Source organism: Enterobacter sp. BNK-16, assembly GCF_048684955.1.
Taxonomy (GTDB): Bacteria; Pseudomonadota; Gammaproteobacteria; order Enterobacterales; family Enterobacteriaceae; genus Enterobacter; species Enterobacter bugandensis.
Map to the genome: position 1 here is coordinate 3,766,340 of NZ_JBLQTQ010000001.1, position 10,753 is coordinate 3,777,092.

The window sequence follows — 10,753 nt, forward strand, 5'->3', positions numbered from 1 at the left end:
GTGCCGCAACATTATTATTGGTTATCTTGCTTCATTTTGGCTTTCAATGCCGCCAGCTGCTCGCTGATTTCATCGTCCGCTTTCAGATCGGCAAACTGTTGATCCAGCGACTTTTGCTTACCGATGCCGTGGCTCTCTGCTTCCGCTTCCATCTGGTCGATACGACGCTCGAATGACTCAAAACGCGCCATGGCCTCATCCAGCTTGCCACTGTCCAGCTGACGACGCACGTCGCGGGAAGAGCTTGCCGCCTGATGACGCAGGGTCAGCGCCTGCTGACGTGCGCGGGTTTCGCTCAGTTTATTTTCGAGCTCACCAATCTCTTTTTTCATGCGGGTGAGCGTGTCTTCCACCAGCGTGACTTCATGCTCCAGCGTAGCGATCATGTCCGCCAGCTTCTGCTTTTCAATTAACGCTGCGCGAGCAAGATCTTCTTTATCTTTGCGCAGGGCGAGTTCCGCCTTTTCCTGCCATTCATTGAGCTGAGCGGTGGCCTGCTCAATACGGCGCGTTAACTGTTTTTTCTCAGCCAGCGCACGGGCGGAGGTAGAACGCACTTCAACCAGCGTGTCTTCCATCTCCTGAATCATCAGGCGCACCAGCTTCTGCGGATCTTCTGCTTTCTCCAGCAGTGAGTTGATGTTGGCGTTCACGATGTCGGCAAAACGAGAAAAAATACCCATAATCAAATCCTCATAGTTCTGTTATCGGGCTATGCCCTGCTGTACTGATAATACAATTCCCGTGCCAGTTTTTTATCTTATTGATTTTACACGATGTGATTGATTTTTATTCATCACAGAACTATGCTGACCTGGTGAATATCGCTAAGGAGTGGTTAATTTCATCATGGCTCAATACAAAGATAACTTACTCGGCGAAGCCAACAGCTTTCTTGAGGTGCTGGAACAGGTCTCTCGCCTTGCGCCGCTCAACAAACCGGTGCTGATTATCGGCGAGCGCGGCACGGGTAAGGAACTGATTGCTAACCGTCTGCACTATTTATCCGGACGCTGGGACGGCCCCTTCATTTCTCTAAACTGTGCGGCGCTGAATGAAAACCTGCTCGATACCGAGCTGTTCGGCCACGAGGCGGGCGCGTTTACCGGCGCTCAGAAGCGCCATCCGGGACGTTTTGAGCGCGCCGACGGCGGCACCCTGTTCCTTGATGAACTCGCCACCGCGCCGATGCTGGTGCAGGAAAAGCTGCTGCGCGTGATTGAGTATGGTGAACTGGAGCGCGTCGGCGGCAGCCAGCCGCTGCAGGTTAATGTGCGCCTGGTCTGCGCCACCAACGCCAATCTGCCGGATATGGTCGCGGAGGAGAAATTCCGTGCCGATCTGCTTGACCGCCTGGCCTTTGACGTCGTTCAGCTTCCGCCCCTGCGCGACAGGAGAAGCGACATCATGCTGCTTGCTCAACAATTTGCGATTCAGATGTGCCGCGAGCTCGGTCTCCCTCTTTTCCCCGGCTTCAGCGATCATGCGCGGGAGACGCTTCTGGCCTACCGCTGGCCGGGAAATATCCGCGAACTGAAGAACGTTGTGGAGCGTTCTGTTTACCGCCACGGCAGCAGCGAGACAGAGCTGGACAATATCATTATCGATCCTTTTCAGCGCAATGCGCCGCCGGTTTCCTCCCCGTCATCGTCAGGCGATACTCCCGCGCTGCCCCTTGATTTGCGCCAGTTCCAGCACAAGCAGGAGCAACAGCTGCTGGAGCAAAGCCTGAAGGCGGCGAAATATAACCAGAAACGCGCGGCCGAACTCCTGGGCCTGACCTACCATCAGTTACGGGCATTGCTTAAAAAACATCAAATGCGCTGACAATATCGGCACTTACCCGCAGACATTTTTACGAAGCAGGCGTAAGTGCGATACACTTTGCAGATCGAACCTAAAAACCTTAAAAATTATGCGTCTGGTTTTATCGTCCTTTTTTGCACTCGGTCTGTTCAGCGGCCTGGCGTTTGCTGCGCCCGGGCAGTCAACGCAGCCTGACATTCGTGACAGCGGCTTCGTCTATTGCGTAAGTGGCCAGGTGGACACCTTCAACCCGCAAAAAGCGGGCAGCGGCCTGATTGTGGATACGCTCGCCGCGCAGCTGTACGACCGTCTGCTTGATGTCGACCCGTACACCTATCGCCTGGTGCCTGAACTTGCGGAAAGCTGGGAAGTCCTGGATAACGGTGCAACCTACCGTTTTCGCCTGCGCGATGATGTCGCGTTTCAGCGTACGCCGTGGTTTACCCCTACGCGCAAGCTGAACGCGGATGACGTGGTCTTCACCTTCCAGCGTATCTTTAACCGTAACCACCCGTGGCATAACGTTAACGGGGATAATTTCCCCTATTTCGACAGCCTGCAGTTTGCCGACACCGTTAAAAGCGTGCGCAAGCTGGATAGCCGGACGGTTGAATTTACGCTGACGCGCCCGGATGCCTCCTTCCTCTGGCACCTGGCGACCCACTATGCGTCCGTTATGTCCGCCGAATACGCGGCGAAGCTGACGAAAAAAGATCGTCAGGAGCTGCTCGACCGCCAGCCGGTGGGTACCGGTCCATTCCAGTTGGCCGAATACCGCGCGGGGCAATATATTCGCCTGCAGCGCCACGAACATTTCTGGCGCGGTACGCCGCTGATGCCGCAGGTGGTGGTCGATCTCGGGTCTGGCGGAACGGGACGGCTCTCGAAACTGCTCACCGGGGAATGCGACGTGCTCGCCTGGCCCGCTGCCAGCCAGCTCACCATTTTGCGCGACGATCCGCGTCTGCGTCTGACGTTACGCCCGGGGATGAACATCGCTTATCTGGCCTTTAACACCGATAAGCCGCCGCTGAACAACCCTGCCGTACGTCACGCTCTGGCGCTGGCGATCAACAACCAGCGTCTGATGCAGTCGATCTACTACGGCACGGCGGAAACCGCCGCCTCAATTTTACCGCGCGCCTCGTGGGCCTACGACGGTGAGGCTAAAATTACGGAATACAATCCGGCAAAAGCGCGTGAACAACTGAAAGCGCTGGGCGCGGAAAACCTGACGCTCCAGCTTTGGGTGCCCACCAGCTCCCAGGCGTGGAACCCGAGCCCGCTGAAAACCGCTGAACTGCTGCAGGCGGATATGGCGCAGGTGGGCGTCAAGGTGATCATCGTACCGGTTGAGGGCCGTTTCCAGGAGGCGCGCCTGATGGATATGAATCACGACCTCACCCTGACAGGCTGGGCTACCGACAGTAACGATCCGGATAGCTTCTTCCGGCCGCTGCTGAGCTGTGCTGCGATAAATTCGCAGACCAACTACGCCCACTGGTGTAACCGGGAGTTCGACGCCGTGCTGCAAAAAGCGCTCTCTTCCCAACAGCTGGCCTCGCGCATTGACGCTTACGATGAAGCGCAAAAGATACTCGCTCAGGAACTGCCGGTGCTTCCGCTGGCCTCTTCCCTGCGCCTTCAGGCCTACCGCTATGATATTAAAGGCCTGGTGCTGAGCCCGTTCGGCAACGCCTCGTTCGCCGGCGTATCGCGTGAAAAAGAACAAGAGGTGAAAAAACCATGATTATTTTTACCTTGCGTCGGCTCCTTTTACTGCTGGTGACGCTCTTTTTCCTGAACTTTGTCGGCTTCAGCCTGAGCTATTTCACGCCGCATGCCCCGCTACAGGGCTCATCGCTGTGGGATGCCTGGCTGTTCTGGTTTAACGGTCTGCTGCACTGGGATTTCGGCGTGTCGAGCATCAACGGGCAGCTTATCTCCGAGCAGCTGAAGGAGGTGTTCCCGGCCACGATGGAGCTGTGCATTCTGGCCTTCGGCTTTGCCCTGATGGTAGGTATTCCCGTGGGCATGCTGGCCGGGATCTACCGCAACAAATGGCAGGATAAGTTTATCAGCGCCCTTGCCCTGCTCGGCTTCTCTATCCCGGTATTCTGGCTGGCGCTGCTGCTGACGCTGTTCTTCTCGCTGACGATGGGTTGGCTACCGGTCTCTGGCCGTTTTGACCTGCTCTATACGGTTAAAACGGTAACGGGTTTTGCCATCATTGACGCCTGGCTGTCCGATTCCGTCTGGCGCCATGAGATGATCGTCAGTGCCCTACGTCATATGGTACTGCCGGTGCTGACGCTGGCGGTTGCGCCGACAACCGAGGTGATCCGCCTGATGCGCCTGAGCACCATCGAGGTGTTTGAGCAGAACTATGTCAAAGCTGCCGCCACGCGCGGATTGTCGCGCCTGACCATATTGCGCCGCAACGTCCTGCACAACGCTCTGCCGCCGGTAATTCCGCGCCTGGGGCTGCAGTTTTCCACCATGCTTACGCTGGCCATGATCACCGAGATGGTCTTTAGCTGGCCCGGGCTGGGACGCTGGCTGATTAACGCCATCCGTCAGCAGGATTATGCTGCTATCTCAGCGGGTGTGATGGTGATTGGTTCGCTGGTCATTATTGTTAACGTGTTGTCCGATATTTTGGGTGCGATGGCTAACCCATTGAAGCATAAGGAATGGTATGCCTTACGATAACGTTTACAGTGAAAAGCGCACGCCTGGTGCGCTGCGTACCGTGTGGCGAAAGTTCTATGGTGACACCACGGCAATGATCGGCCTTTATGGCTGCGCCGGTCTGGTATTGCTTTGCCTCTTTGGTTCGTGGTTTGCGCCTTATGGCATCGATCAGCAGTTCCTTGGCTATCAGCTGCTGCCGCCTTCCTGGTCACGCTACGGCGAAGTCTCATTCTTCCTCGGCACTGACGATCTCGGACGCGACGTATTGAGCCGTCTGTTAAGCGGGGCTGCCCCGACGGTGGGCGGCGCGTTTGTCGTGACGCTCGCGGCGACGCTCTGTGGACTGGCGCTCGGTATATTCGCGGGCTCCACGCATGGCCTGCGCTCGGCGGTGCTGAACCACATTCTGGACACGCTGCTGTCGATTCCGTCTCTGCTGCTGGCAATCATTGTGGTTGCCTTTGCCGGTCCGCATCTGTCGCATGCCATGTTCGCCGTCTGGCTGGCTATCCTCCCCCGCATCGTGCGCTCGGTTTACAGCATGGTGCATGACGAGCTGGAAAAAGAGTATGTCGTTGCGGCCCGTCTGGACGGCGCGACGACCTTCAATATTTTGTGGTTTGCCGTTCTGCCAAACATCGCCGCCGGGCTGGTCACCGAGATCACCCGCGCGCTGTCGATGGCGATCCTGGACATCGCTGCGCTCGGGTTCCTCGACCTCGGTGCGCAGCTGCCGTCCCCTGAATGGGGTGCGATGCTCGGTGACGCGCTGGAGTTGATCTACGTGGCGCCGTGGACGGTTATGCTGCCGGGGGCGGCGATTATGGTAAGCGTGTTGCTGATCAACCTGCTGGGCGACGGTATTCGCCGTGCAATTAACGCGGGGGTGCAATAATGCCGCTTCTTGATATTCGCAACCTCACCATTGAATTCAAAACCGGTGAAGGCTGGGTTAAAGCCGTCGATCGCATCAGCATTACTCTCGCCGAGGGCGAGATTCGCGGGCTGGTGGGTGAATCTGGTTCGGGAAAAAGCCTGATCGCCAAAGCGATCTGCGGCGTGGCGAAAGACAACTGGCGCGTGACCGCCGACCGCATGCGGTTCGACGATATAGACCTGCTGCGCCTCTCTCCGCGCGAGCGTCGCAAGCTGGTCGGCCATAACGTCTCGATGATTTTCCAGGAGCCACAGTCCTGCCTCGATCCGTCCGAGCGCGTAGGCAAACAGCTGATGCAGAACATCCCCGGCTGGACCTATAAAGGCCGCTGGTGGCAGCGTTTCGGCTGGCGCAAGCGCCGCGCCATTGAGCTATTACACCGCGTCGGGATCAAAGACCATAAAGACGCGATGCGCAGCTTCCCGTATGAGCTGACCGACGGTGAATGCCAGAAGGTGATGATCGCCATCGCCCTGGCTAATCAGCCGCGTTTGCTGATTGCGGATGAACCCACCAACGCGATGGAGCCGACCACCCAGGCACAAATTTTCCGCCTGCTGTCGCGCCTGAACCAGAACAATAACACCACCATTTTGCTGATCAGCCATGACCTGCAAATGCTCAGCAAATGGGCGGATAAAATTGACGTGATGTACTGCGGGCAAACGGTCGAAACTGCCCCGAGCGAGGAGCTGATCGCCGCGCCGCACCATCCATATACGCAGGCGCTTATCCGCGCCATTCCTGATTTTGGCAGCGCCATGCCGCACAAGAGCCGTCTGAATACCCTGCCCGGAGCGATTCCGCTGCTGGAATCGTTGCCGATAGGCTGTCGTCTGGGGCCGCGTTGTCCGTATGCTCAGCGTAAATGTATCGAAACGCCGCGCCTGACCGGCGCCAAAAATCATCTTTACGCCTGTCATTTCCCGCTGAACATGGAGAGAGAGTGAAATGGTCGAAACCTTGCTGGAAGTCCGCAATCTGAGTAAGACCTTTCGCTATCGCACGGGGCTGTTTCATCGTCAGACTGTCGAAGCGGTTAAGCCGCTGAGTTTTACCCTGCGTGAAAAACAGACGCTGGCGATCATCGGCGAAAACGGCTCCGGCAAATCCACGCTGGCGAAAATGCTTGCCGGCATGGTCGAGCCCACTGCTGGAGAAGTGTTGATTGACGATCATCCTCTGCAGTTTGGCGATTACTCTTTTCGCAGCCAGCGCATCCGCATGATCTTCCAGGATCCGTCTACCTCGCTTAATCCACGCCAGCGCATTTCGCAGATCCTTGATTTCCCTCTGCGTCTGAATACCGAACTGGAGCCAGAGGCGCGCCGCAAGCGTATCTTCGAAACGCTGCGTATGGTTGGGCTGTTACCGGATCACGAAAGCTACTACCCGCATATGCTGGCCCCCGGTCAGAAACAGCGTCTGGGTCTGGCCCGCGCGTTGATTCTGCGCCCGAAAGTGATCGTTGCAGACGAAGCGCTTGCCTCGCTGGATATGTCGATGCGTTCGCAGCTGATTAACCTGATGCTCGAATTACAGGAAAAGCAGGGTATCTCCTACATCTACGTCACCCAGCATCTGGGGATGATGAAGCACATCAGCGATCAGGTGATGGTCATGCACCAGGGGGAAGTCGTCGAGCGCGGCAGCACGGCGGATGTGATGGCCTCCCCGCTTCATGAGCTGACGAAAAGGCTGATTGCCGGGCATTTCGGTGAAGCATTGACCGCCGATGCGTGGAGAAAAGACCGTTAAGCGCGGCGGTAAACACGGATTGCTCCGCTCAAATAAGGATTAAATAGCCTGCGTGCGCTATTTAATCCTTTTATTTTTTGTCTCCATCCTTACTCCATATTTTAAGCAATATCCATCAATAGTTCTTCTCCAGAATACCGGGACATTACGGAGGAGAAGAAATGAACACCACCACATATGTTCTAAAATATACGGAGTATCTCATCAGAAAATGCCGTACATATTTCATGACGGACCTCAATTTTCATACTGCAAAACTCAAAAAGACATCAGGCATAACCCCTGACATTAAATCACCCACTACGTTGAGTGAAAAAATATGTCATCGCCTGGTCTATGACCATAATAATCTCTACACAATGCTTGCCGATAAACTCGCCGTCCGCGAATACGTTGCGTCCAGAACAACGCGAGTAAAAGCGGTGCCTTTGATTGGGGTATACCGCAGGTTTTCGCATATCGATTTTTCAACACTTCCCGATCAATTCGTCCTTAAGTGCAATCATGACAGTGGAAGCACAATAATCTGTACAAACAAAGACCAGTTCAATTACCGACAGGCCCGTAAAAAGCTCACTCTCGCATTGAAGAAGAATTTGTATTACACCACGCGCGAGTGGCAGTACAAAAATATTACACCCGTTATACTGTGTGAGCCGTATGTCGAACTTTTCAATAATGCGGACAGGAACAGCACGCCGGAAATGCTGAGAATTCACTGTTTTCACGGGGTCGCACACTATGTTGAGGCCGATTTTACAGATGACCGCGGCAGAGAATTTATCAACGTTTACGACCGACACTGGAATTTACAGCCCTTCCAGATGGAATATCCTAATACGCCGGTCGCGCCCGGCGAGCCGAAATTGTTCCGTGAGGCTCTGCTGGCCGCTCAGGAGCTGGCGAAGGGCCTTGACTACTGCCGCGTTGACCTCATGTTGAAAAGCGATGAAATTTACTTCAGTGAAATAACCTTAAGCCCAAAACGGGGCAAACTGCGAATTACCCCTCTGGAATGGGATACAAAGTTAGGCGATATATGGCAGTTGCCGCTATCGGCGGGCAGGCCGGGCTGACCTGCCGCCAGGGCTCAGGCATCGGGCCAGGTCAGTTTGAACAGGGAGTGGTTTTGCTTCGATAAGGTATACGTTACATCGCCACCATGAGCCAGCATGATGGCTTTTACCACCGATAAGCCTAAACCACATCCTTCAGGATTCACATCTCTGGCACCATTATCCCGCTGGAAAGGTTGAAATAAGAAATCATGAAATTCCCTGGGGATGCCCGGCCCGCCATCCTCAATAAGGATATAATTGCCTTTATCAGAGACGCCATTTTTTACGATGAGTTTTCGCGAAGTTGAATAATGTAATGCGTTGTCAAACAGAACGGCCAGACACTGATTGATGCGCAACGGATCGAACACGCATCGCTGTTCCCTCAACTCTGTTTTAATCACAAACTGATTGTGCTTGAACTCGGGCATGAAAGTATCAAGCGCATCCTGGATTGTGCCTTTGAGGTCCGTTCTGGATTTATACAGCGTATAACCCGCCCCGCCGTCAGAGCTGATCACCCGAAGATCTTCAATCAAACGGGTTAACCCCTCAGTCTGCTTGAGAAGATTATTAAAAAGCAGCGGATCCGGCTCAAAAACGCCGTCAACCAGCCCCTGAAGCCGCCCGCGTAAAATCGTGACCGGGGTTCTCAGCTCATGGGCAATGGCGGCGTTCCAGGATTTCCTCTGAATATCCAGCGTCTGGAGTTTTTCCGCCATTTCATTGAAATCCGTGACCAGATGATTGACCTCTCCCAGACGGGAGCTGGCGCAATAAGCACGGGCATCCAGCTGGCCCTGAGAAATTTTTCTCAGGCTGGACGCTACCGCGTTTAACGGGGTGAGTATTCGTGAAGAAAGTTTTATCGTTAAAAATATCGCGATTATCAGACTGATTGTTGTCGCGGTCCCAATCCACACCCAGTCCCACATCGTCATTTGCTCGTCATCGCCCTCAACGGCACCGCCGGGGAGGTGATCGAGAATAAAAGAGTAAAAAAACCAGGAGCCCAGTACCGCAATGGCAATGATCATAAACGTCAGCAATAGCATATACGTTAAGATCTGCCGACTCAGGACAGAATCTCTGTTCATTTTTTCTCCCCGAGTCGATAGCCCATCCCCCTGATGCTCTCAGGAACGCCATAAAGGCCTGCAAGCTCCAGCTTTTTACGCAGCTTGCTCATATGGCTGTCTACCGTTCTGTCGAGCGTATCGCCTTCCGGCAGACACGCGTTAAGTAACTCTTCCCGGGAACAGACCTTTCGCGGGTATCTCACCAGGTAAGTAAGAAGTTTAAATTCCGTCGTCGTTAATACTGGGGAGACTACCTCTTCGCCCACGGTAACCTCAACGTAGAAATCGTCCGGGTAGACCGTAATAAAAGGCGTCCTGAGAGGCACGGCACCCGCCTGCTGAAGAGCGGGTCTGGTTCTGCGCAGCACGGCTTCAACCCGCGCGACCACTTCGGAAGGGTTGAAAGGTTTGATGACGTAATCATCCGCGCCAAGCCTGAGTCCCATCAGCTTATCCACGTCCTGATCGAGTGCGGACACCATAATGACGGGCACAGAACTTTCCTGACGGAGCGTCGTGAGTACACTCCAGCCATCGCATACGGGCAGATGGATATCCAGCAAGATAAGATCCGGTTTATGGAGCCGATTAAGCGCTATCGCCTGCTCGCCCTGCCGGGCTCTCAGCGTTTTCATCCCAGAACGCTCTAAGTAACTCATCAGTATATCGGCAATTTCGTTTTCATCTTCAACAACAAGGATTAGAGTATTTTTGTTCATTTTATCTCCGCGGGTGAAATCCCTTTGAGCACGCTATCAGATATCTTTAGCACAATAAGACACAGGCTCCGGGAAAAAGTGCCATGACCGCGAAAATTTCCTGGGTTAATTTAAGTGCCAGGCAATTTCTCCATACAGCCTACACATTCAGTCAATAAAGACTCGACAATGTCAGTCCACAATAGTTATTCGGAGTTAAACCATCTTTCGTTTAACGTGGTAAATACCCCTGTCGCTTAAAGGCTTTCTGAATTTGGCTGAGATAATGAACATGGAACTTTCGAAATACTTCTCTCCTAAAAAAATCGGCATATTTTCTCTCTTCCTGCTGCTATCGTGGGGATTACTTTATACCTGGCTGGTATTGATGCATAAAATGGATGAGAAAGTCGCCGCAACACTACTCTCTTCCCCCATGATCTATGGCTGCATCGCCTTGTCGGTTGTCTCTCTGATAATACAAAACAAAGCAGGCGCGTTCACTGAATTACTTCTCATCGCCTTCTGGCTAATGGTGATTTTTGTTTATCTCATTATTACGTTCACTGTGCTGCTGAACGCTACACCAGATTTTAACGATTTGGTGTTTTACTATGAGTGTTATTTAATTCTCTTTTTTGGCGGTTCACCGTTGTACCTCATCGTGAGAATGATTTAAACAACCGTGTTGTTTCGCTCCACACTCTCTCCATAAACCGCCCA

The 10,753-nt window shown here is 53.9% G+C and carries 11 protein-coding genes; 8 read left to right on the top strand and 3 right to left on the bottom strand.

Features of this window, described 5'->3' with window-relative positions:
* Window positions 1-14: 14 nt before the first annotated feature.
* Window positions 15-683, bottom strand: a complete 669-nt coding sequence (pspA, locus tag ACMGGH_RS18160) for a phage shock protein PspA (RefSeq protein ID WP_028013379.1) — start codon at window positions 681-683, stop codon at window positions 15-17.
* A 151-nt stretch (window positions 684-834) separates the two neighbouring features.
* Here pspA and pspF point away from each other — a divergent pair, with 151 nt between their 5' ends.
* The 7 genes from pspF to ACMGGH_RS18195 all read left to right on the top strand — a co-directional run bounded on the left by pspF (window position 835) and on the right by ACMGGH_RS18195 (window position 8,271).
* Entirely contained in the window at window positions 835-1,827 is a 993-nt protein-coding gene (gene pspF, locus ACMGGH_RS18165) for a phage shock protein operon transcriptional activator (RefSeq protein WP_232928243.1), read from the top strand.
* An 88-nt stretch (window positions 1,828-1,915) separates the two neighbouring features.
* The gene (gene sapA / locus ACMGGH_RS18170) at window positions 1,916-3,556 is read left to right on the top strand and encodes an ABC transporter substrate-binding protein SapA (RefSeq protein WP_028013381.1); all 1,641 of its coding nucleotides are present in this window, start codon (window positions 1,916-1,918) and stop codon (window positions 3,554-3,556) included.
* Window positions 3,553-4,518 (top strand): putrescine export ABC transporter permease SapB, encoded by a 966-nt coding sequence (sapB, locus tag ACMGGH_RS18175; protein WP_041909670.1) that lies wholly within the window; start codon window positions 3,553-3,555, stop codon window positions 4,516-4,518. Before sapA ends, sapB begins: the two co-directional genes overlap by 4 nt.
* Window positions 4,505-5,395 (top strand): putrescine export ABC transporter permease SapC, encoded by an 891-nt coding sequence (gene sapC / locus ACMGGH_RS18180; RefSeq protein WP_028013383.1) that lies wholly within the window; start codon window positions 4,505-4,507, stop codon window positions 5,393-5,395. Before sapB ends, sapC begins: the two co-directional genes overlap by 14 nt.
* Entirely contained in the window at window positions 5,395-6,387 is a 993-nt protein-coding gene (sapD, locus tag ACMGGH_RS18185; RefSeq protein ID WP_028013384.1) for a putrescine export ABC transporter ATP-binding protein SapD, read from the top strand. The genes sapC and sapD overlap by 1 nt, the downstream gene beginning before the upstream one ends.
* Before the next feature lies 1 nt (window position 6,388).
* Window positions 6,389-7,195: a putrescine export ABC transporter ATP-binding protein SapF gene (gene sapF / locus ACMGGH_RS18190; protein WP_028013385.1), complete on the top strand. Its 807-nt coding sequence runs from the start codon at window positions 6,389-6,391 to the stop codon at window positions 7,193-7,195.
* 161 nt (window positions 7,196-7,356) lie between these two features.
* A complete protein-coding gene (locus ACMGGH_RS18195; RefSeq protein WP_126300583.1) occupies window positions 7,357-8,271 on the top strand; it encodes an ATP-grasp fold amidoligase family protein in 915 nt (304 codons plus the stop codon).
* Between the two features lie 14 nt (window positions 8,272-8,285).
* On the opposite strand, the gene ACMGGH_RS18200 is transcribed toward ACMGGH_RS18195, so the two are convergent.
* Window positions 8,286-9,350 (bottom strand): ATP-binding protein, encoded by a 1,065-nt coding sequence (locus ACMGGH_RS18200; RefSeq protein WP_048959144.1) that lies wholly within the window; start codon window positions 9,348-9,350, stop codon window positions 8,286-8,288.
* Window positions 9,347-10,051 (bottom strand): response regulator, encoded by a 705-nt coding sequence (locus ACMGGH_RS18205; RefSeq protein WP_028013388.1) that lies wholly within the window; start codon window positions 10,049-10,051, stop codon window positions 9,347-9,349. The genes ACMGGH_RS18200 and ACMGGH_RS18205 overlap by 4 nt, the downstream gene beginning before the upstream one ends.
* A 271-nt stretch (window positions 10,052-10,322) precedes the next feature.
* Between ACMGGH_RS18205 and ACMGGH_RS18210 the strand changes: the two genes are divergently transcribed.
* Window positions 10,323-10,709 carry a hypothetical protein gene (locus tag ACMGGH_RS18210; RefSeq protein ID WP_041909660.1) on the top strand — a complete coding sequence of 129 codons (387 nt, stop codon included), beginning with the start codon at window positions 10,323-10,325 and terminating at the stop codon, window positions 10,707-10,709.
* The last annotated feature ends 44 nt before the right edge of the window (window positions 10,710-10,753 follow it).

What these genes read in the sequence shown, in the direction of transcription:
- ACMGGH_RS18200 (WP_048959144.1), bottom strand. Translation starts at nt 9,350, where the DNA reads ATGAACAGAGATTCTGTCCTGAGTCGGCAGATCTTAACGTATATGCTA.
- sapA (WP_028013381.1), top strand. Translation starts at nt 1,916, where the DNA reads ATGCGTCTGGTTTTATCGTCCTTTTTTGCACTCGGTCTGTTCAGCGGC.
- ACMGGH_RS18195 (WP_126300583.1), top strand. Translation starts at nt 7,357, where the DNA reads ATGAACACCACCACATATGTTCTAAAATATACGGAGTATCTCATCAGA.
- sapF (WP_028013385.1), top strand. Translation starts at nt 6,389, where the DNA reads ATGGTCGAAACCTTGCTGGAAGTCCGCAATCTGAGTAAGACCTTTCGC.
- sapB (WP_041909670.1), top strand. Translation starts at nt 3,553, where the DNA reads ATGATTATTTTTACCTTGCGTCGGCTCCTTTTACTGCTGGTGACGCTC.
- ACMGGH_RS18205 (WP_028013388.1), bottom strand. Translation starts at nt 10,051, where the DNA reads ATGAACAAAAATACTCTAATCCTTGTTGTTGAAGATGAAAACGAAATT.
- ACMGGH_RS18210 (WP_041909660.1), top strand. Translation starts at nt 10,323, where the DNA reads ATGGAACTTTCGAAATACTTCTCTCCTAAAAAAATCGGCATATTTTCT.
- sapC (WP_028013383.1), top strand. Translation starts at nt 4,505, where the DNA reads ATGCCTTACGATAACGTTTACAGTGAAAAGCGCACGCCTGGTGCGCTG.
- pspA (WP_028013379.1), bottom strand. Translation starts at nt 683, where the DNA reads ATGGGTATTTTTTCTCGTTTTGCCGACATCGTGAACGCCAACATCAAC.
- sapD (WP_028013384.1), top strand. Translation starts at nt 5,395, where the DNA reads ATGCCGCTTCTTGATATTCGCAACCTCACCATTGAATTCAAAACCGGT.